This window comes from Cellvibrio sp. 25HG11W-0 (genome assembly GCF_057815475.1).
This window is the reverse complement of the sequence record NZ_CM174230.1, coordinates 2,536,204-2,557,152: the sequence shown is the minus strand read 5'-3', so window position 1 is coordinate 2,557,152 and position 20,949 is coordinate 2,536,204. Positions and strand designations below refer to the sequence as shown.

Genomic DNA, 20,949 nt, shown 5'->3' with positions numbered 1-20,949 from the left:
AAGCGCAAGCCGCAAGCTGTAAGTTCATCTTAAGGAGATACCTATGAAAAACAATCAGAGCCTCAATGACCCTAAAAACTTACGCGAAAAAGCATTAAAGAATTTAACGCAAGGTGCGGTAACTGCTGGCTACTCCGCGAACCTATCCGAGGTGTTAGTTTCACTCAACCAAGCCCTCGCGACCGAGTTGATATGCGTGCTGCGCTATCGTACGCATCACTTCATGGCGCGCGGATTTAACGCCAAGGGGATAGCGGAGGAATTTCTTGTTCATGCCGGAGAAGAATTAGGGCATGCCGATCTGATCGCCGCGCGAATTGTGCAATTAGGGGGTGAGCCCGATTTTTCGCCTGAAGAACTAAACACGCGCAGCCATATCAAATTTACCCGTGCCACCACCCTGATAGAAATGATTAAAGAAAACCTAGTGGCCGAGCGAGTAGCCATAGACTCTTACCGAAATCTCATTCAATCCTTGGGTGATAAAGACCCAACTACAACACGCATGCTTCAGGATATTCTTGCAACAGAAGAAGAACATGCAGATGAGTTGGCAGATTGGCTGGACGATTTTCCTAGCGCACAGCATTAACTTATAGGGTGAGTAAATAGCATGAAAAATCTTAAAATACTGGTAGCCGTGATCGCCATTCTATTTATAGGCTTTGTAATCTACGGCCTTAAAACTGACTGCCCTGATACCGCAGGCTACTTTTTTTGCAATAAATCAGAACGCTAAAATTTCAATTTGAAAGCGCTATTATGTAGCGCTAACCAATAGGTATATGCTTTTGAACGCAAACATAAAACCGACGCTAGTATCAATCATGTTAACGAGCCTGCTAGTCAATATCAGCGGCTGCGAAAAACACGACACTAGTAGCACGAACGCCAACACTAATAGCGCCATATTCACCATTGACGCAGTGCAGACAACCAATTAGCGCGCACAATTAATATCGCCTTTGCCGAAGATGAATTACTGAAGGGTTTGAATATTAAAATATTGGCCAAAGATAACAACGTCAGTCTTGTAGGAGTTGTTAAAGATAACGTACAACACGACCAATCCATCTTGCTCGCCAGTGGCATCAGCGGAATCGGGCTTATTGATGACCAGATCTCAATCGGCGCAAAGTAGCACTGACCTACAATAAGTTATCCTCAAACAACATTGCATTTTTATCCCTCATCACAACCTCTCCGTCATCGCCAAAGCACGTCCCACAATTCACTCCCCAAATTATATTCATCGCACAAGGTAAAAAGCCTTGTGTTGTCATGGGGTATTGGGCGCCAAAACAGAAAGATATGGGGTGGGCATAGGAGGGGTAGGGTGGTGAAGGGAATTAGAAGCCCAAAGTAATGGAGTGTAATTGACAGGTTGGGGCAGGTTGGGATAGGGATAATTAATAGTTTTGAGTGAGAGGGAAATGTTGTTATATTCGGGGAAGTAAGTAGATGCGAGGGGCGGGTTGGTGCCCAAAGGGGACGTTGGCGTGACGGTTTTAATATTGCGAAGTTAGTGCCCAAAGGGGAAGTGGGTGGGTAATTAAATAGACGGCTTATTCTCCGCAATAGCGGGCATTTTGGTTTGGCATTTTTATCAACGACGCTGACCCTATTGATCTTTTTGAAGCATTTTCCACGATGCAAGAGGATCTCACGGCCGAGAAGAAAGTAATTCAAAGACAATGGGCGAAACGGCAAATACAAATCGATAATGTCATGCAGTCAACGATTGGGATGTATGGGGATCTGCAGGGGATCGTGGGTAAATCGCTGCAGGAAATCGAGGGGCTAGAATTTCCTGCGCTTGGTATGGACGATCAAACGGAAAAACAATCATGAACGGAAACACAGGTGTTTTAGCGCAAACAACAGTTCTACATGAAATTCTTGAGTGGTCCACTTCAAGACCAAATTGGCAACGTGACGCACTTCGACGGATTCTGGAAAAAGGTAGTATCTCAGAGGGTGACTTACTGGAGCTAGAGAGAATTTGTCGTGCTAGCCATCACATTGACACCAACTCGAATCCAATTATTTTTGTACCCTTGACGCAATCGCACTTACCTACAGCACCGGGTGTAACGGAATCAGTATCACTTGTATCGATAGGTGATCTCAAAAATGTAAATCGCTTGTCGTCAAATCAAACTATACCTTTCGGAGATGAAATCGGTCTTACAGTAGTTTATGGTGAAAATGGAGCAGGCAAATCTGGTTATGCACGCGTAATTAAAAAGGTCTGCCGTGCCAGAGGAGCGCAGCCAATAATTCGTCCTAATGCTTTTACACTTGCAAACGCATCTGCTGCTTCAGCAAATATAGTCTTCAAAGTTGGAGGTACTGACGTCCAATCCTCTTGGACAGACGGCGTTAGTGCTGATGCACGTTTGGCAAATGTGTATGTTTTTGATTCCTTGGCTGCCGGGCACTATGTAAGCGAAGAAAGCTCAGCTGCTTTTACGCCATATGGGCTGGATATCTTGCCAACCTTGTCAAAGGTATGTGATGCGATCGAAGATAAATTGAAGGGCGATATCGCTCAGAAAAAAGCATTAATAAATGGTATGGCCTCAAATTGGAAATATGATTCACAAACATTAGTCGGTAAATTAATTACCAATCTTTCCGCTAAAACTAAGACGTCTGATGTCGAGCTGTATTCGGGATTAGACGAAAAGCAAAAGCAACGGCTTGAGGACCTACGGGAGGCATTTAAGGCTGACCCATTGCAAAAAGCAAAATTGACTCGTGCGATGGCAGCAAGACTCGATGCATTTGCAAAGAAGCTTGAAACTATTTCTTCAGAGTTGGCAGATGATAGCCTTGTTGCATTTAAAAAGTTGCTAGATGACGCGATGCTTTCTGGGAACGCTGCTAAAGCTTTTGCATCACGCCAATTTGGTTCCACTTTTTTAAAAGGTACAGGAGAAAAGTTTTGGAATACGCTATGGGATGCTGCACGCGACTACTCTAATAATGCTGCTTACGTTGAACAAGTTTTTCCAGTTACTACCGATGGTGCTAGCTGTGTTCTTTGCCAGCAAGAGCTTAATGATGAGACGGCTCAACGTCTAACTACATTTGAGTCGTTCGTAAAGGATACCAGTCAGGAGTTAGCAACAAATAATGAAAAATTGGTTGTGACTGCCAACAATAAGTTGATCTCTATTGATCCCCTTACGGATGAATTACGGAAAATAGATGCAGATATTGCATTGTTGACAGCAGATCAACGAATACTGCTTTCTCAGTTCATCGTTGCAATAGATGAGCGACTGAAATGGATAAAGCAAAGTTTTACAACTCGCGTATGGACGTCTTTTCCCAGCCTTACTCCGTCCCCACTAACATTTATTACATCGTTGCAAACAGCTCTTGAGGCTCGTGCCAAAATGGAGGAGTCAGCACACGATCCCGACATACTTAAGGCGCTAATTGCTGAAGGTGCTGAGCTGGGCGCTAAGGATTGGTTATCAGGTGTTAAGGTAGATGTATTAGCGCAAATCGAAAAATATAAAGAAATTGCTAAATTAGAGCTTTGTCGAAAAGATGTGACGACTGCACAAATCACGACTAAAAGTTCCGATCTGACTAAGCAATTTGTTACAGATGCATTTCAAGCGCGTTTTAAAGCAGAGCTGAAATTGCTTGGATTAAGAACGTTGGACGTTGTGTTAGAGTCCGTAAAGGGCAAAAAAGGTGAGACTAAGTTTTGTCTTCGATTGGTGTCGGCAGGTAAATTAAAGGTTGTTGATATCGCTAGTGAGGGCGAGCAGCGCTGCATCGCGCTTGCGGCTTTTCTGTCAGAGTTATCGCAGGCAGCGCATCAATCAGCATTAGTATTCGATGATCCCGTGTCTTCTTTAGATCATTGGCATCGCGAACGTATCGCAGAGCGTCTTGTAGTCGAAGCAAAGCAAAGACAACTCATCGTTTTTACCCACGATGTTGTATTTTTGAACGATCTTTTGGCTTTTTCCGAAAAAGCAGGCATTGAACCAAATGTTTTAACACTTGAATGGAATGATGGTGCACCTGGGTACTACGTATCAGGCCTTCCGTGGGATAGCAAAAAACCCCTTGACTGCCTAACTGAGCTTGAGCAAAACCAAAAAGCTATCTCAGCAAAATGGAATCCTCAGCCAAATGGAGCAAATATTGAAGCAATGCGACATGCCTACTCTCGATTAAGATCTACCATGGAACGTGTAGTTGAATTTGAATTACTTGATGGAATCGTTTGTCGATTTGAGTCTCAAGTGAACGCAGGGCGTGTAAAAAGCTTGATTGGCACAACACAGGCAGAATGTGATGAGTTAAAAAGGCTGCTCAAAAAATGCCATCAAATAACGGACGCACATGCTCCATCTACATCCACTACTCCTAATCCACCAGAGTTCCTGCAGGATATTACAGATGCAAAAAGACTTATTACAGATATTCGAACTCGCAAAAAAAGTAATCAGTAGCTGGAAAGTTAAACGATACAGTGGATTGGGATGTTACACAGGAACCGCAGTAAAAAATGATGCATTAAATTTGTTGCGTGCGAAGCGCAATTAATACAGCCTAAAAAGGTAATGGAAACATGTTACAAACATATATAAAAAGTGTGGAACTTAAAGGCATCCATAAAAGATATGATTTAGATATATCGTTTAATGGTTCACTCAACGTACTTCACGGACAAAACGGGACAGGAAAATCAACATTAATTCATATCATAGCTAACATAGCTAATTGTGATTTTATTAGATTTGCATTTTTGGATTTCGACAAGATATGCGTCTTATACTCAAACGACGCATCTATTGTCGTTTCACAGCAAGATAAAGACGATGACAAACTTATTAGAGTTGAAATTCAAAATGGTGCATCGTTTGAGTTTTATAAAAGAGAAGCATATGAAGAGATTCGGAAGTTAGATGACGAAAGATTTGCAAGAGAGTACGTCTCTGAGTTGACAAAGAAAATTTCTGGTTTCGTCAAAACTAACAACATAAGACATATTGAGACGTCTTATTTTCCAGCATTTAGAACTATGTTGGAGGCGTGGTCGTCCCAGAGAGAAACTAGAAATGTACCTACGCACAGCAAACATATGAATTTTATGGCAACCAAACAAGCTACGTCTTTTTCTAGACAGCTGTTTGGGCAGTTTCTTCCAACAATTAACTACCCCTCACCCATCGATATAGAACGAAATCTGATGGAAGAAATTAGAGATTGTCAGATCAGCATTGCTAGATACGAGAGCTCTGTTTTTTCAGATTCGTTTGTTAAAGTTTTTTCCGCTTTGCTCGATGGATCAAATGTAGAAACAAATACAGAAGAGCTATTGTCCGAAATTTCGCAGTTAACAACCGATTCTACGAATAGTAAACTCGGAGATTTTGAGGAAAACTCCAATACATATAGAGATCTTCAAAAATTAGTAACAAAAAATACTAGAACTAATGATTTGCCAAGCTCTGCTGCAGGAGCGCTGTCTGTTTATCGTGACGCATTAAAGGAACGACAAAATTTTCAACAAGAAGCTTTTAAAGAGGTTGATAAATACTTTGAGGTTGTCAATTCATTCCTTGAAAAAAAGGAACTTTCGTATGTTCTAGATAAACATAGAAAAATGCCTAGAGTAGGGTTGAAGTTTCCTGATAATACGTGGAGCAATATAAAGGTAATGTCATCCGGCGAAAGACAGCTTTTAACAATGCTGTATGCTGTTAATAAGATGAGTGGCAATTCAGCAGTTTTAATTGATGAGCCAGAGCTTTCGTTACATATTGATTGGCAAGAAGAGTTGCTTGGAAAAATGATGGAGCAATTGGGTGATCGACAAATAATAGTATGTACTCATTCGCCTGCTATAGCATCAGATTTTGATCAGTACATGAAAGAGGTTATTCCAGTCTTCAATGATCTACCTGGAGCTGCAAAAGAAGAATTTGAAGATGACGAGGAATTATTTTAATGGATTTAAAATATGATATCTCAAAATATATTGCCAGTGTGAAAATGAGCTCCAAAAAAAGAATACTAGTTGAGGGTCGAGATGATAAGGCACACATTAGCAATCTTTTACATGTCACTTTAACTGGTCATAAAATAAAAATTGATACAGCAGAAAACATTAAAGGAGATTGTCAGCAAACAGCAAAAAATAACAGGGCTAAGATAGAAAAAATTCATGAGTATACTAACGCGTCAAAAGATCACAAAAATCTATTCTTTTTGTGCGATAGAGAGTTCTTAAAATTTGATATTAGTAGTCAAATAACTGACTTAATGGTTGAGCACGAAAACGATGGAAATCTTAGCTGGACTATAGGTCATTCATTAGAAAATTATTTCATTAAGGATGAAATAGTATGTGGTGCATTTAGGTTTCTATGCGGGTCTGAATATAAAACTAGTGCAGAAGAGCTTTATAAAAAGGTTTTTGTTTCTTCTCTAAAGTTAATTGCCACAGAGCCTGTAAATACTTCTGTGTAACTGCCGGTTACTGATAATCGCTCAAGCGTTCATCAAAGACAATCATAAAGTGGTTCAATGCTGCGCGCCAATTTCGAATTGGCATTGTCCACTTTTTAGCCGCATCTTGAATCGCCAAATAAATAACTTTTTTGTAAGCGTCTAACCAACCACACCTAGATTTACTTGCCAAGGCATCAAATCTTCAAGTCCATCATCTGTATTGCGCTTAGGGATTTCTGTCAGCAAATGCTCAACATACTTTACCGGATTCAGACCATTTGCCTTAGCCGTTTCGATAATCGAATATAAAATCGCGCTGGCTCTCGCACCGCTGGCGGTGTTGCTAAACAGCCAGTTTTTGCGGCCGATCACAAAGGGTTTTACGGCGCGCTCCGCGCGATTATTGTCGATGCACAGTTGTCCGTGTTGTGTGTAGGTAGTGAGCTTTCTCCATTGTCGCAGCGTGTATGCGACCGCATGACCTAATGTGGATTTAGGGGGCGTCTGTTCCACTGATTTATCGAGCCATGCTTTAAATTCAGTGAGCAGCGGTACAGCATGCAACTGCCGCAGGGTATATTTTTCTTCCGGTGTTTTGTCGTTCAGTAGCGCTTCCACACGGTAGAGTTTCTGAATGTGCGCCACTGCCCAATCAGCACGGCCTACTTTGCCCTTTGGTTGTACTTTTTGCGCATCGGTAAATTTCCGGCGTGCATGAGCCATACAACCAGCCAGTGTTGCTTGAGTGCTTTCGTAAGCCGCATAACCATCAACCTGTAAATAGCCTTTATAGCCGCTTAGAAATTCTTTCGGGCAAGCAGCTGCGCGACTGGGTTGATAGTCGTAAATCACAATGTTGTTCGCGGAGCTGTTCGGATCAGGAGAATCTCTGCCGCTACAGTAGACCCACATGTAATTTTTTTTGTCATCCTGAAGCACTGTCACTGGCGTTTCATCTGCATGGATGGCGGTTTGTGTTAGCAGCGTTATTGTTAATCGCTGCAATAGCCTTTCAAGAACATCCGCACTACGCATTATCCAGTTGGACAGGGTGTTGCGATTGAGGTCGATATTCAGTTGCTTAAAAATAATTTCCTGGCGATACAGCGGCAGTGCCAATTGGTATTTATTGCCGATAATGTGTGCCAGCAAGCTGGGCGTGGCCATACTTTTGGGAATGGGGCTGGCTGGCACAGGGGCGATCACAATCGGCGTATTCGTATGGTTCTTTTCGCACTGACGACAGGCGTATTTCAGGCGCAGGGTTTCAATGACTTTTAAACTGGCGGGAATGTATTCTAGTTGTTCACTTTTTTCTTCGCCGATTTTGTGTAAGTCGCCATTACAGCAAGGGCACATTTTTTCTGTATCAGCGATATCAATTATGCGTGTTTCACGCGGCAAATCGGCGGGCAATGGTTTACGGCCGGTTTTCTTTTTAGTTGAAGTGGCGGCAGATGTGATATCCGCCGCTGTAGCGTCTGTTGTTATCTCTGCGTCACTGTCTGCACGGATTTCGTCTACTATTACTTCCGCTTCGTTAAATAACCAATCAAGTTGATCTGGGGATTTTTCTGAAGACGTGCCAAATTGGCGGCTTTGCGCCAGCTTGAATTGCTCACGCAGAAAACGAATTTCTTGCTCCAATATTTTATTTCGCTCTTTAAGCGAATCAATTTCGACAAGTAATTTATGAGAGTTTGGCATGGCCGTATTTTACTACGACCACCGAGGTTACATCAAAATAATTAACTGGCTTGCTGAAAAAATACCGGTTGATGCCCAATCACATCATAACCGCCTAGCAGCCACTGTAATTGTTGTTCACTCAAGGTAAGTGTTGCAGTTTGAATTTGTGTTGGCCACTTAAAGCGGGATTTTTCCAAACGTTTGTACCAGAGTACAAAGCCTGTAGCATCCCAATAAAGAATTTTCAGTTTATCGCGCGAGCGATTACAAAATACATACAGCGCAGGCTCAAATGCCGAGCGCTCCAACGCTTGCTCTATCACTACGACGAGGCCATTGATGGATTTGCGAAAATCGATAGCATCCTTGTACAGAAAAATAGCAGGCGGATCAACAAAGCAGCGCATTATGCAAGCGCCTTAATAACGTCCGCTAACCATTGCGCCGATACTCCCGTGGGCATACGCAGCTGTGTGGCACCGATGTGAAGCTGAATACTTTGGTTTTCGAGGGGTTTTGTCGTTATCGCAACAAAGCGATTTTCTGCGGGTTGCGTCGCCAATTGCTTTTTGCGTGTACTGAAATATTTATTATCAATCTCGCGCTCTGCGCAAAATGCCTTCGCGGTTTGTCCTGAGGCGGCTTGCTCCTTAATCAGTGCTCGCCATTGCTCTTGTGTTAATCTGGCCATCATCATTCCTCTGTTGAAAAAGGATTAGGCTAATGATTGGTGGCCAAAATGGGAATGTGTGCTTTATTGGACGCTTACACTTTTTTCGCAGAATCATCGGTCGGAAATAACTTCCGTTTTTTGATGGCTTGGCGAATGACGCTGTTCAGGGATTCAATCGCATTCGTCGTGTAAATCGCACGCCGAATGTCTTCAGGATATTGGAATAGCGTGCGCAGGTTCGCCCAATGCGTGTGCCAGCAGCGACTGATCTGCGGGTACTTGTCATCCCAGCGCTCGCCTAGTTGCTCCAGCGCCAAAAGCGCCTCTTCTTCGGTCACGGATTGGTATATCCGCTTCAAGTCAGTGGTTACGGCCTTGTAGTCCTTCCAAGGCACATATCTCACCGAATTGCGCACCATGTGCACCACGCACAGCTGGATTTGGGTTTGCGGATAGACGGCAGTGATGGCGTCAGGAAAGCCTTTGAGACCATCAACACAGGCAATCAAGATGTCACGCACACCGCGATTCTGAAGTTCGGTTAGTACTCCAAGCCAGAATTTGGCGCCTTCATTTTCTGATAACCATAGGCCCAGCAACTCTTTTTGGCCGTCCATAGTAACGCCCAACGCCAGGTAAATCGCTTTGTTGATTACCTGCTTATCCTGCCGGATTTTCACCACAATACAGTCCAAATAGACAATCGGATAGACCGCATCTAGCGGGCGCGATTGCCATTCAATCACTTGCTCAATCACCGCATCGGTGACTTTGGAGATCAATGTGGGTGATACGTCAGCACCATACATTTCTTTAAAGGTTGCGACGATTTCACGGGTTGTCATGCCCTTGGCGTAGAGGCTCAGAATCTTGTCATCCATGGAGGTAAAGCGAGTTTGATGCTTCTTCACCAGTTGCGGCTCAAAACTGCCCTCACGATCCCGCGGGGTATTGAGCTGGAATTCACCTTCTTCCGTTTTCAGTGTTTTAGTGGTGTGCCCATTGCGGCTATTGGAGGCGGTGGATTTCTGGTGCTTCTCATAGCCAAGATGGGCGTCCAGCTCACCGTTGAGGGCAGCCTCTACGGCGACTTTGGTCAGCATCTGGGTGAAATTACTCAGATCTTTTTCGGTTTTCAGGTGCATTGCCGCTTCGCGGGCAAAGGCTTCAAGGTCTTTTGGGTTCATACTGTTTATCCTTCCCTTCGGAGGGTTAATGATAAACAGTTACACAGATTTAATTACAGTCTCTTGCCACAATAACTCTTGCAGCCAAAAAAATTGATAAGTGCTCCTATCCATCTGGCACTATTGGCTGGCAAGACTTGATCATAAGTGATGATGAAGTTTGCATTGATATAGATGAATGGAAATCTTGTAAAGACAATCAAATCGCGCTTGATTTTTATAATGAGTATAAAAAACATATTCCTATAGTGGATAGTACCGATATTTTAATCTGTTCACGAATATGTCGAGGGCATACCGCTATACTTATGCTTCAGCGCACGTTCGCTGCATGTTTGTACAAAATTTCCAAAGACCACAATGATGCTGATGCTGATGCTGAAAAAATTGCTTCTGATTTTTCCCGCATAAAAGAAGGGATGCTAGCAAATGCATTGTCCGAATCTTGGATACAGAAAGTAAAAGTAGGACAGGCAATTTATCCTGAAAATTTAATACATTTAGTAGCATGACTTATGTACTACCGATTTCAGGCACTATTAGTAACTACTTATCTTGCCCTATCTCATGTAACCCAATATAAATCAGATATTTCTTACTAAAAATAGATCCTTGACTGTTCACCTCAAACGGTCAAAGATCTCTGCTGGGGTCACACCCAGAGCATTACTTAACTGATAGATTTTGGTTAATGTTACGTTTTTTTCCCCTCTTTCTATATGGCCCATGTAGCTGCGATCTATGCCAGCAAGATCAGCAAATGCTTCTTGAGACAGTCCTTTTCCTTTGCGAATTTCTCTTATTAATTGCACAAAAGCGACTATGTGTTGATCTTTCATAATTGTTCAGCTTAGTGGTCTTACTAACTGAAGTGTTGCAGTAATCCTTGCCCACCTTTGTGTAACATCATTGAAAGCATACATTCGCCTGTTTAAAGCATTTCACTGACAGCTAGCCTGCTTTAGCTCCGTAGATATGGCGGTGCCCGATAACGAGCAGCGCTGAAAGGCAAGGTCCACCTTTCTTTTTACTTTTGCAGGACTGCTGATTTTGGTGATTGCGGCCATATGGCCATGTTGAGGTTCGTGCCTCACCGCCAACCTACGCTGAATTACGCGCGAACTGTAGGTTGGTGGTGAGCTTGCGAACCCCAACAGGCTATTTAGGGGTGGGCCCTTATGTATAGCTTTCATCGGCGATTTGCGTATTAATTTTTTGTGGTTTTATCTAAGGCTTCAATCTTCTTCAATATATCCTCCGCATCACTTGTGAGCATCGAGTAAGACCGGATATCTCCATTGCGCTGTGCGTGCATGGCTTCTTCCAGTTTTTGCAGATATTGTTTATTGAGTGCTTTAAGCGGGTCTTTTTTGAAGAGCGAGAACATAGCGATTACCCATTTATTTTGTTAGCTAGTTGGTACGGCGATTACCCGATTTTAGTTCATTGCTATTGGCGCTGCGAGTGATGGGATTAAAGGCCGGTAGATTTTTATAATTGGGCCAAAACATAACAGAGTTAACCCCCCGCCAAACCTACTACCGCCCCGAATTGAGTTACGCGCAAACTATGGGTTGGTGGTAAGCTTCCGAACTTCAACATGCACAGCCCCAAGGGGCTGCCAAAAAAACAGACAGCCACTACAAAACGCTAGTGAGTGTATAAACCATACAGAGTGCCATGAGAAAATCGATACCCACTATTTTAGAAACCAAGCAATTACCTGATTTCAGCTATCTTGGGTTGGAGAATATTATCGTTCCCGTAACAGCGGAAGATTTTACCGCCGCGGTAGCGCACCTAATATCGGCCAAATGTGTTGGCTTTGATACCGAATCACGCCCCACGTTTGCGAAAGGTGAGGTGAGTGATGGGCCCCATGTGGTTCAGTTTTCCAGTGAGCGTCAGGCTTATATTTTTCAAATGTGTAATCCCGCAAGCCACAATCCTTTACAGTATTTGTTAGCCGCTGAAGACATTAAGAAAATTGGTTTTGATTTAGGCTCAGATCGTAAGTTATTGCTTAAAAAGTTTGGTGTGTTGCCGCGCGCGCTATTAGATATGCGTCAGGTATTTAAAAAGCAAGGCTATCGCGATACGGTTGGCATTCGAGCGGCAGTTGCCATTGTGTTCGACCAACAATTCCATAAATCTAAACATGTCACCATGTCGAACTGGGGTAGCTCAATACTGTCGAACCATCAGCTAGTCTATGCTGCGAACGACGCTTATGCCGCACTGCGGGTGTATCTACATTTACTTAATAGCAATGCATTTATTTGATAATACAAATGTCACTAGATAGTAGTAACGAAATGGCGAATAACGGTTACACAATAAAAAACGCCAACGCTAATCAATAATGCCACTCTAGGCACTCATCAATCAGGTTGGCGCAGCAAATACTAAATACTATATTCGCCCTAGAAGTACCAGTATCAAAACTACAACTAAAATAAAGCCGAGTCCACCGCTCGGGCCATAGCCCCAGCTGCGGCTGTGCGGCCAAGTAGGAATCACACCAAGCAGCATTAGCACTAACAAAATCAAAATAATTGTTCCTATACTCATGACTTACTCCTTAAGCTAATTTTATTATTGAGCCGGTGTAGGGTTGGCGATAATGACTTCTACACGGCGATTGAGTGCACGCCCTGAAGTGGAATCGTTACCAGCAACCGGATAGTTTTCGCCTTTGCCGACAGCACTCAAACGTGAACTGCTAACACCTTGTTCTAACAAATACAAACGCACTGAATCTGCGCGGCGCTGTGAAAGCGATTGGTTGCTTTCTTCACTGCCTAGATTGTCTGTGTGTCCTTCAATTAACAGCGTGCGATCAGGATAGGTTTTGAGAAATTGCGATAATTTACTAAGGTTTTCAACCGCGTTACCTTTTAATTGCGATTTTCCTGTTTCAAACAGCATATCGCCCAAGGTCACCACCAGGCCGCGCTCAGTGGCCTTTGCATTTAGCTCAGCAATTTGATTGCGCAGTACTTCACTGTCACGGCGCGCTTTGTCTGCATCGTTGCGGGCGAGGTCTGCTTCACGCGTGCGTGAGTTTAAACGCTCGGTATCGCGTTCTTCTTTCAAGCCTGCGCGTTGATCTTCCAATAAGCGTGTTTCTGCTTGCGCCCAGGCTACGTCCACTTCTCGGGCGGCGATAAATACTAAGTGCTCAGATAAGGCTTTATCTTTGCGCGGAACTTCAGCTTGTGTGACCGCTGCATCTGCTGTGCGAATAGCCACAGAGGCGCGGCTTGCAAGCGGGGCATCATTTTGTAGCTGCGCAAGGCGATTGCGCGCCTCTATAGCGCCATCGGGGCTTTTCATTGGACTGCTGCAACCACTTAAGAGCAATATGCCGGTGATGGCAATAACCAAGGGGGTCCGCAAAGAATGTAATGATTTTTTTAAGCCGGAATTAATTGTTTTCATTGTTGACCTCCAGTATTACGGTTCATCTCTTGTTTCAATACATGAATATTTTTCTTCATGTCTTCATTTACCGCTTGCTCTTTCGCTAGCTCAGCCTTTGCTGTTGCAAGCTTAATATCCGCACTTGCCTGTTGGGCAAGACGTTTAGCTAACACCATGTTTTCGCTCTTGACTGCGGCGCGGGCACTGCTCATTTTTGCGCGTGCTTCCTGCATTTCTGGTAAAGCATATTCCCCAACACGTGCCTGTTCCGCATCCATTAACGATTGTTCTGCAGCGCTAATCTCTTGCGTGGGGGGCAGGGGCGTGGACGAGCAAGCCGGAAGCAGCAAGCCCAGACTGACAATAATGAATAAACGTGGCAGCAAAACACCTATGCGGCGAGCACTACTCCTTAAATTACTCTGTTTTATGTGATTCATAATTTTTACCTAATGGTGTAAATAACACGAGAAAATCGTTCGATAGAGCTGTTTAACAAATAGAGACTAACGGTGTTGCAAGGCAAACTCGGTACGCCAGCGCGCATAACTGTCTAAATAGTTAACCTAATAATGTCTAACGCGTAGATTTTTAATGCTAAACCGCTTAGACGCTTAATATTAGGCAGGCTATTAATGTTAAAAAGATTCTTACAGCTTTAATTTTTGCTGCTACGGCTCTCAATGCTATCTCGCCTATCTATATAGAAGAGCCCTATACAATAGAAGAGCCGCCTTGAGAGGAGCCCCTTGGCTATCAATGCAAGACGAATTAGGGCTACGTGCGGTGGCGAACAGAACCTAGAGTGGTTCGGGCCTATTATCCATCTGACGTTCTACAAGCTGCGATGAGAATTAAACACTCCTCGGGTATATAAGGACGAATCAATAGGGAAGTACTTTTCAATTCATTAACTCGCCATAGTGCCATAGGAATTTATTATGCAAATTTCAACAAACAATTCAGGTATTAATAGTAAAACGACTGCTGCGGAATCTGGCCAATCAACACTGACACAAGAGTTTCAAAGCTTTGTTGCCGATATTGAAGACCTTGTGAAAGCAACTACTCAGTTGACCGGCGAAGACTTAAATAAAGCCAAGGTTAAATTGCAACAGCGCATAGCAAGTGCAAAAGGTTCAGCAGATGAGCTTGGTGAAAATCTTGTTAATCGTGCACGTAAAACAGCCGAAAGCACCAATGTTTATGTACACGAACAACCTTGGAATGCTATAGGTGCAAGTGCTGCGATTGGCTTATTGTTAGGTTATATACTTGCGCGTCGCTCTTGATTGATAGCGAATTTGGCTATAAAAATTTAGGCTAAAGGTTTTTTGGGCCTATAAATTGCAACTTCGCGCTAGCCGCGAAGTTCGGCGTGCGAGGAAATACCCCTTGGAAATCATCCAACGCTTACGTTCAATGGCTAAGGCGCTACTCATGCAGATGGAACTGCATGGTCGCTTAGCTAGGGTTGAATGGGAAATAGAAAAAACTCGGCTGCAGCAATCTTTGCTGATGATGCTACTTGGCTTTGCCTGTTTAATTTGCTGCTTGCTAAGCCTAAATGTTTTGATTATTTCGCTGACATGGACAACTGATTATCGGATTGCTGTGATTGTGGCGCTCATCGTTTTTTATGCACTAGGGCTGGCGCTGTGCTGCCTTCGCCTGAATAAACTAAGTGCAAAAAGTGCTACAACATTTTTAGCAACACGCGAAGAAGTGAGTGCTGATATAGCGCTTATGCGGAGTCAATTATGAGTTCAACTAGCATGAAAGCTCTGTTGTTAGAGCGTTCGCTTTTGCAGCAACAATTGCGTGCACAACGACAGATTATTATCGCTGATTTTTGTAGTGAACCAAGTCCAATCCCACACTTTCCGCGCAGCGCAACTATGCGCTTTCTCACGGAGAAAGCGGGGTTTAAGTTGGTGGCGGATATAGCCGTACGCCAGCTTTGCGCTCGCTACCCAGGTGTTACTGCTATAGCACAAAGCATGCGGCGATTAATTATGTAAGCAGCATACTGAGCTAATTTAACGGGTGAGAAATCACTTTCGAAGGTCTTCATGAACAGGTCTGATGGCTTAAACCCAAGATATTCTCACGCAAAAACTGCGCGCCTATGAGCACTAAATAACATAGCGATACCAGTGGTTGTACAAAATTCACCGTTCCTTAATGTACTTAATACTGCGCGTAAATATACTTTTTATCCGGATTCTGATCATGTTTCGAGAAACGTTCTTTCGCCGCCATGAGCGAGTTATTATTGTGTTGTCAGCCATGCTTACATTTGGCCTGCTGATGCTGGGCTCGGCCATGCTTGTGACAATGCTGAGAGTGGTATTTACTTAGAGTGTTATTTTGATTTTTTCAGTCGAGAATTGGGATATTGGGATGTTGTCTTTGGCGTTATCCAAGGTTTTTAAGCGCGGTAACAGCCGATCAGTTTCTTTTTTTACCACGGCGTAACATTCGCAGCTTAACGCTTCCAATTGAGCCCGATTAACAAGGGTTATTTGACCGCGCGAATATTCAATAATACCTAGGCGCTGCAATTTTCCTGCGGCTTCGGTAACTCCTTCGCGCCGCACACCAAGCATTTTTGCAATCAGTTCTTGCGTCATGCTTAGAGAGTTGCTGGGTAATCGGTCGAATAGAAGCAATAACCAGCGACATAGTTGCTGATTAATCGAGTGATGGCGATTACATACCGCGGTCTGTGCCATTTGGGTAATAAGCGATTGGGTATATCGCAGCAGTAGCTGTAGCAGCTCGCTATGATGATCTAATTCCTTTTTTAAATCTCGGCCACGTAATCTATAGGCAAAACCGTCGCTCTGAACTAGCGCGCGGCTTGGCGTACTATCACCCCCCATAAATAATGCAATACCAATAATTCCCTCATTGCCCACCATGGCCATTTCTGCAGAGGCACCGCTCTCCATTATGTATTGCAAGGAAACAATAGTGTTGGTCGGAAAATACACATAGCGCAAGGTGTCCCCTGATTCATAGAGCACATCGCCCGGAGGTAGAGGGACTAATTTTAATTGAGGTAGTAAGCGCTTTAAAACAGCAACAGGCAGTGCAGCAAGCAAATGATTCTGGAGCGGTTGAGGAATTAGCAGCATTGAGAACCTTTTTCGGTAGCAGCGATGGTTCAGGCTGAAAGATATGAAACCCCAAAAGCAGGCAAACTCTAGCAGGTTGTTGAAAAAATCCGCCAGTCAGATTAACGACAGACTACGCCTAAAAACCTCAGAGCGTTGTTATATATTTTTTAACTGGAGCTTCAGTACGCAAATATATTAACATTTAGGTTCTTAGAGCATTAATTTCGACCACAGCGAGCGGCCAAAGTATGGGCGAAACTAGGGCCCCCTGAAAAATCAGCTTGCTTGCACTAGCTTCGTTAAGCTCACTCTCAACATACTTATTTATTTCAATAAACACCGCTTTTTTTGATCGAATCTTTCTCGCTATACCTACACCCTAAATGTTTCACTGAGATTTCCTCGCTAAAAAATGCGTAGCTGAATTAAAAAAGCCGCACTAAGGCGGCTTCTTGTTGAGTTTATTTCCCAGATGAAATTAAACAATTTTTTCATAAATAGCTAAATAATCGCGCGCGCTAATTTCCCATGAAAAATCACTGCTCATTGCATTCAACTGCAGTTTTTTCCACACACTGGGTTCATTATAGGCCGCCACAGCGCGCAAAATTGTGGCATGAAGCTCTTCGGGTGCAGCATTCTGGAACACGAAGCCATTGGCATCGCTGCCTAAATCATCCCAACTCTTTTCAACAATAGTGTCCTTAAGACCACCCACAGCATGAACAACGGGTAAGGTGCCATAGCGCAGGCTGTACATTTGATTGAGGCCGCAGGGCTCAAAGATGGAAGGCATAAGAAAAATATCACTGCTCGCCTCAATTTTGTGCGCAAAGGCTTCGTTATAACCAAGCGTGACCGATACTTGTTGATGGTGTGCGTCAGCAATTGCCTTGAGTGCTTTTTCATAGTGCGGAAAGCCACTGCCCAGCACAACGAGCTGGCAATCAACGCTAAGTAAGCTCTCCATTTGCTCAAGAATTAAATCGACACCTTTTTGATCCACCAAGCGCCCAATAAAACCAAGCAAAGGCGTATCGGCAGAAATTTTTAAGCCCAGCTCTTCTTGCAGCGTTAGTTTATTTTTAACCTTATTACCCAGCGTGCGACGATTGTAGGTGTGCGAAATTAATTTATCTGTCCCTGGATTCCACTCATCCATGTCTATGCCGTTTAAAATTCCGCTTAGGCTATCGCTGCGATAACACATAAGCCCATCAAGGCCATTGCCAAATTCTGGCGTTTGAGTCTCTTCGGCATAGCTGGGGCTTACGGTGGTGACGTAGTCAGCAAAGGCGAGACCACCCTTCATAAAAGACATTTGACCGTAGAACTCCAAGCGCTCATGGTGCCAAAAAGCTTCTGGTAAATGCAGTTCTGCAAATGCTTGACGGGGAAATAATCCGCGATAGGCGAGGTTGTGAATGGTAAACACACTCGCAGGCCGCTCAGGGTGAAGCGAAAGCAGTGCAGGAATTAAACCTGTTTGCCAATCATTACAGTGCACTACCGACGGTTGCCATTTTATGCCCGCTTGGTTTAGGGCGATAAGTTCGGCCACCTTGGCAAAATAATAAAAGCGTCGGTGATTATCGGGCCAGTCTGCACCATCGGGACCACAATAAGGATTACCTTCGCGATTCGAAAAGGCCGGTATATCAACCAACAAGACACAGAGCTTTGTTCCCGGAAGGCGCGTTTGCTTAAGGCTGACACTTTGCCCGTCAACATTGAGCTGAGCGATTTCTTTTACGCCAACTTTTTCGGCAGCAGACAGCACACTGCTATATGCAGGCAGGAGAATTTTGACATCCTGCCCGAGCTTGAGCAGCGCACGCGGCAAGCTTGCTGCTACATCTGCAAGCCCACCGGTTTTGATCAGTGGAAAAATCTCACTGGTTGCAAAAAGTATATTTAACATTGCAGTTCCTTATCGCATGTTGGGAGGGCTTGTTAGGCCCTCTTCATTACTGCAGCTTTAAAAAAAGTGCGCCTAAAGGGGGCAGGGTGATCTCGAGTGATTGAGCGTGATTCATCCAAGGAACATCCTGCGTATACAGAGGGTTGCCATTGCCCAAATTACTGCCACCATAAAAACTAGAGTCAGAATTAAGAACCTCATAGTAAGTGCCAGCTGCAGGCACGCCAATTCTATAGTTACTTCGTGGCACTGGTGTGAAATTTAAAACGACCAAAATAAAGTCTTTGTCACTTTTGCGAATGAAGCTAATAATCGATTGCGTACTGTCGTGACAATCAACCCATTCAAACCCATCACCCTGAAAGCTGCGTTGATGCAATGCAGGTTGTGCCCGATATTGGTGATTAAGGTCTTTCACTAAGCCTTGTAGGCCTCTGTGCAAATCATAATCGAGTAAATTCCAATCCAACGAACGCGCTTGCGCCCATTCGCTCCATTGCCCAAATTCACACCCCATAAAGAGCAATTTGGTGCCAGGGTAGCTGTACATGTAGGTGTAAAGTAAGCGTAGGTTGGCGAACTTTTGCCAATCATCACCGGGCATTTTGTTAATCATGCTGCCCTTGCCGTGTACAACCTCATCATGTGAGAAGGGGAGTTGGAAGTTCTCGGTAAAGGCGTACATCATACCGAAGGTAAGCTGATCATGATGGTATTGGCGATGAACTGGTTCTTTGGTCATATAGGTTAGGGTGTCGTGCATCCATCCCATATTCCATTTCATGGAGAAGCCTAAACCGCCCACCCATGTGGGGCCAGTGACCTGTGGCCAAGATGTTGATTCTTCTGCGATCACCAAAGTACCGGGATGCTGTCCATGGCAAAGTACGTTTAGTTGCTGCAGGAATGCCATTGCCTCTAGGTTTTCATTGCCACCGTGAATGTTAGGAATCCATTCACCCTCTTCGCGTGAGTAATCGAGGTGCAGCATTGACGCCACTGCATCTACGCGCAAACCGTCAATGTGATATTCCTTTAACCAAAAGAGTGCATTGGCCAAGAGGAAGTTGCGCACCTCATTGCGGCCATAGTTATAAATAAGTGTGCCCCAATCGCGGTGCTCTCCCAAGCGCGGATCTTCGTGCTCATAAAGCGCGGTGCCATCAAAACGGGCGAGGGCATGCGCATCTTTGGGGAAATGTGCTGGCACCCAATCAAGAATAATGCCTAAGCCGTGCTGATGGAGATAATCGACGAAGTAGCGAAAATCGTCTGGCGTCCCAAAACGACTCGTGGGGGCAAAGTAGCCGGTGGTTTGATATCCCCATGAGTCGTCAAGTGGATGTTCACTAATTGGTAAGACTTCAATATGCGTAAAACCAAGTGGTTTAACATAATCGACTAATTGATGTGCTATTTCGCGATAGTTTAGAAACTCACCAATCCAGCCCCGACGCCAAGAGCCAAGATGTACTTCATAGATAGAGAGTGGGGAGTGCTGCCAATCCCATTTGGCGCGGTTATCCATCCAGTTGCCATCGCGCCATTGATAGTCGTCTTTAGCCGTGACTATAGAGCCGGTGAGCGGGCGCATTTCAAACGCTTGACCATAGGGGTCTGTCTTCAGAAAAACTGAGCCTGACTCACGGTTGCGCACTTCAAACTTATACAGCGCGCCAGGCTTTACTCCGGGAATAAAAACCTCCCATAAGCCACTCCCTCCACGCACACGCATAGGGTGATGGCGACCATCCCAGTCATTAAAATCACCCACAACACTTATACGTTCGGCACTGGGGGCCCAAGTGGCAAAAAGCACACCATCAACCTCATCAACCTTATGTGGATGTGAACCTAAGTGCTCATAAATGTTCCAATGTTGCCCTTCATTAAAAAGATGAATATCTAATTCGCCCAATTGTGGTGCAAAACAGTAGGGGTCAAATTCACAGTGAGCATTGTTATGGCGATCAACCCACTCAATCTGATAAGCAGTAGGAATTAATTTTCCAAGGCCGCTCCACTCAAAAAAATCTGTCCCTTCAATACGCACTAGCGGTTGTGACCCTTGATGAGTCAACAAAGATGCGTTGCGCGCACCAGGCAAGTACACACGAATGAGCGTATCGCAGGCTACATTCGCTGCAGCACCAAGTGGGTGCCTACCTAACACCTCGAAAGGATCGTGATGGGTAGCGGCAATAATGCGTAGGAGTTCATTGGGGAGGCGCTTGTCTTGCTTCGCATTCAGCATTCGTTTCTTCCTAGGAGGATTATTTTTGGCACATTAAGCTACATTTTATTAAAAATATGAGGCAGCTTTGACTTACATTAAAGCGTAATGAGTATGAGTCTACTATTGTGGCATTTTTTCATTGCACCATTATTTATCAAAAAGAGTGAATTTTGAAAAAACAATTGCAGGTTCGGTGCCAAACTTAAGGCTAC

At 44.1% G+C, this 20,949-nt stretch carries 23 protein-coding genes and 2 pseudogenes; 12 read left to right on the top strand and 13 right to left on the bottom strand.

Annotated elements, in window-relative coordinates; translation table 11 throughout:
* Window positions 1-43: 43 nt before the first annotated feature.
* From AC0KUT_RS10785 to AC0KUT_RS10755, 7 genes are all read left to right on the top strand, one after another.
* Window positions 44-592, top strand: coding sequence for a ferritin-like domain-containing protein (locus AC0KUT_RS10785; protein WP_488829890.1), 549 nt, complete (start codon window positions 44-46; stop codon window positions 590-592).
* Between the two features lie 21 nt (window positions 593-613).
* Window positions 614-739 (top strand): hypothetical protein, encoded by a 126-nt coding sequence (locus AC0KUT_RS10780; protein WP_488829889.1) that lies wholly within the window; start codon window positions 614-616, stop codon window positions 737-739.
* 252 nt (window positions 740-991) lie between these two features.
* A complete protein-coding gene (locus tag AC0KUT_RS10775) occupies window positions 992-1,141 on the top strand; it encodes a hypothetical protein (RefSeq protein WP_488829888.1) in 150 nt (49 codons plus the stop codon).
* Window positions 1,142-1,650: 509 nt separating this feature from the next.
* Window positions 1,651-1,851 carry a DUF2130 domain-containing protein gene (locus AC0KUT_RS10770; RefSeq protein ID WP_488829887.1) on the top strand — a complete coding sequence of 67 codons (201 nt, stop codon included), beginning with the start codon at window positions 1,651-1,653 and terminating at the stop codon, window positions 1,849-1,851.
* Window positions 1,848-4,481, top strand: a complete 2,634-nt coding sequence (locus tag AC0KUT_RS10765; protein WP_488829886.1) for an AAA family ATPase — start codon at window positions 1,848-1,850, stop codon at window positions 4,479-4,481. Before AC0KUT_RS10770 ends, AC0KUT_RS10765 begins: the two co-directional genes overlap by 4 nt.
* A gap of 119 nt (window positions 4,482-4,600) precedes the next feature.
* On the top strand, window positions 4,601-5,983 hold the full coding sequence (locus AC0KUT_RS10760) for an AAA family ATPase (protein ID WP_488829885.1): 1,383 nt from the start codon (window positions 4,601-4,603) through the stop codon (window positions 5,981-5,983).
* Window positions 5,983-6,504 (top strand): hypothetical protein, encoded by a 522-nt coding sequence (locus AC0KUT_RS10755; RefSeq protein WP_488829884.1) that lies wholly within the window; start codon window positions 5,983-5,985, stop codon window positions 6,502-6,504. The genes AC0KUT_RS10760 and AC0KUT_RS10755 overlap by 1 nt, the downstream gene beginning before the upstream one ends.
* A gap of 7 nt (window positions 6,505-6,511) precedes the next feature.
* On the opposite strand, the pseudogene AC0KUT_RS10750 reads toward AC0KUT_RS10755, so the two are convergent.
* From AC0KUT_RS10750 to AC0KUT_RS10730, 5 genes and pseudogenes are all read right to left on the bottom strand, one after another.
* Window positions 6,512-6,646 (bottom strand): annotated as a pseudogene (locus tag AC0KUT_RS10750) (IS256 family transposase); the annotation flags it as partial.
* A complete protein-coding gene (tnpC, locus tag AC0KUT_RS10745) occupies window positions 6,646-8,193 on the bottom strand; it encodes an IS66 family transposase (RefSeq protein ID WP_488829883.1) in 1,548 nt (515 codons plus the stop codon). The pseudogene AC0KUT_RS10750 and the gene tnpC, both read right to left, overlap by 1 nt.
* Before the next feature lie 41 nt (window positions 8,194-8,234).
* Window positions 8,235-8,582 (bottom strand): IS66 family insertion sequence element accessory protein TnpB, encoded by a 348-nt coding sequence (gene tnpB / locus AC0KUT_RS10740; protein WP_488829882.1) that lies wholly within the window; start codon window positions 8,580-8,582, stop codon window positions 8,235-8,237.
* Window positions 8,582-8,872, bottom strand: a complete 291-nt coding sequence (gene tnpA / locus AC0KUT_RS10735; protein WP_488829881.1) for an IS66 family insertion sequence element accessory protein TnpA — start codon at window positions 8,870-8,872, stop codon at window positions 8,582-8,584. Before tnpA ends, tnpB begins: the two co-directional genes overlap by 1 nt.
* Before the next feature lie 71 nt (window positions 8,873-8,943).
* Window positions 8,944-10,035: pseudogene (locus AC0KUT_RS10730) on the bottom strand (IS256 family transposase); the annotation flags it as partial.
* A 137-nt stretch (window positions 10,036-10,172) separates the two neighbouring features.
* Here AC0KUT_RS10730 and AC0KUT_RS10725 point away from each other — a divergent pair.
* Window positions 10,173-10,547: a hypothetical protein gene (locus AC0KUT_RS10725; protein WP_488829880.1), complete on the top strand. Its 375-nt coding sequence runs from the start codon at window positions 10,173-10,175 to the stop codon at window positions 10,545-10,547.
* 108 nt (window positions 10,548-10,655) lie between these two features.
* On the opposite strand, the gene AC0KUT_RS10720 is transcribed toward AC0KUT_RS10725, so the two are convergent.
* Both AC0KUT_RS10720 and AC0KUT_RS10715 read right to left on the bottom strand, forming a co-directional pair.
* Entirely contained in the window at window positions 10,656-10,874 is a 219-nt protein-coding gene (locus AC0KUT_RS10720) for a helix-turn-helix domain-containing protein (protein WP_488829879.1), read from the bottom strand.
* A 368-nt stretch (window positions 10,875-11,242) separates the two neighbouring features.
* Complete coding sequence (locus tag AC0KUT_RS10715; protein ID WP_488829878.1) at window positions 11,243-11,422, bottom strand: DUF6435 family protein; 180 nt, start codon at window positions 11,420-11,422, stop codon at window positions 11,243-11,245.
* 293 nt (window positions 11,423-11,715) lie between these two features.
* Here AC0KUT_RS10715 and AC0KUT_RS10710 point away from each other — a divergent pair, with 293 nt between their 5' ends.
* Window positions 11,716-12,318, top strand: a complete 603-nt coding sequence (locus AC0KUT_RS10710) for a 3'-5' exonuclease (RefSeq protein ID WP_488829877.1) — start codon at window positions 11,716-11,718, stop codon at window positions 12,316-12,318.
* A 129-nt stretch (window positions 12,319-12,447) separates the two neighbouring features.
* Here AC0KUT_RS10710 and AC0KUT_RS10705 read toward each other — a convergent pair whose 3' ends face one another.
* The 3 genes from AC0KUT_RS10705 to AC0KUT_RS10695 are packed head-to-tail and all read right to left on the bottom strand — an operon-like array spanning window position 12,448 to window position 13,898.
* Window positions 12,448-12,606, bottom strand: coding sequence for a DUF3309 family protein (locus AC0KUT_RS10705; protein ID WP_488829876.1), 159 nt, complete (start codon window positions 12,604-12,606; stop codon window positions 12,448-12,450).
* Between the two features lie 24 nt (window positions 12,607-12,630).
* Window positions 12,631-13,476, bottom strand: a complete 846-nt coding sequence (locus AC0KUT_RS10700) for an OmpA family protein (RefSeq protein ID WP_488829875.1) — start codon at window positions 13,474-13,476, stop codon at window positions 12,631-12,633.
* Window positions 13,473-13,898, bottom strand: coding sequence for a DUF4398 domain-containing protein (locus AC0KUT_RS10695; RefSeq protein ID WP_488829874.1), 426 nt, complete (start codon window positions 13,896-13,898; stop codon window positions 13,473-13,475). Before AC0KUT_RS10695 ends, AC0KUT_RS10700 begins: the two co-directional genes overlap by 4 nt.
* A 501-nt stretch (window positions 13,899-14,399) precedes the next feature.
* On the opposite strand from AC0KUT_RS10695, the gene AC0KUT_RS10690 reads away from it, so the two are divergent.
* The 3 genes from AC0KUT_RS10690 (at window position 14,400) to AC0KUT_RS10680 (ending at window position 15,479) form a co-directional block, all read left to right on the top strand.
* On the top strand, window positions 14,400-14,750 hold the full coding sequence (locus AC0KUT_RS10690; RefSeq protein WP_488829873.1) for an ElaB/YgaM/YqjD family protein: 351 nt from the start codon (window positions 14,400-14,402) through the stop codon (window positions 14,748-14,750).
* Between the two features lie 103 nt (window positions 14,751-14,853).
* Complete coding sequence (locus AC0KUT_RS10685) at window positions 14,854-15,222, top strand: phage holin family protein (protein WP_488829872.1); 369 nt, start codon at window positions 14,854-14,856, stop codon at window positions 15,220-15,222.
* Window positions 15,219-15,479, top strand: a complete 261-nt coding sequence (locus AC0KUT_RS10680) for a hypothetical protein (RefSeq protein WP_488829871.1) — start codon at window positions 15,219-15,221, stop codon at window positions 15,477-15,479. Before AC0KUT_RS10685 ends, AC0KUT_RS10680 begins: the two co-directional genes overlap by 4 nt.
* 336 nt (window positions 15,480-15,815) lie before the next feature.
* Here the strand turns inward: AC0KUT_RS10680 and AC0KUT_RS10675 are convergent, their stop codons facing one another.
* From AC0KUT_RS10675 to glgB, 3 genes are all read right to left on the bottom strand, one after another.
* Window positions 15,816-16,598, bottom strand: coding sequence for a Crp/Fnr family transcriptional regulator (locus tag AC0KUT_RS10675; protein WP_488829870.1), 783 nt, complete (start codon window positions 16,596-16,598; stop codon window positions 15,816-15,818).
* Window positions 16,599-17,058: 460 nt separating this feature from the next.
* On the bottom strand, window positions 17,059-18,501 hold the full coding sequence (gene glgA / locus AC0KUT_RS10670; RefSeq protein ID WP_488829869.1) for a glycogen synthase GlgA: 1,443 nt from the start codon (window positions 18,499-18,501) through the stop codon (window positions 17,059-17,061).
* Window positions 18,502-18,547: 46 nt separating this feature from the next.
* Window positions 18,548-20,755: a 1,4-alpha-glucan branching protein GlgB gene (gene glgB, locus AC0KUT_RS10665; protein WP_488829868.1), complete on the bottom strand. Its 2,208-nt coding sequence runs from the start codon at window positions 20,753-20,755 to the stop codon at window positions 18,548-18,550.
* Window positions 20,756-20,949 lie beyond the last annotated feature (194 nt).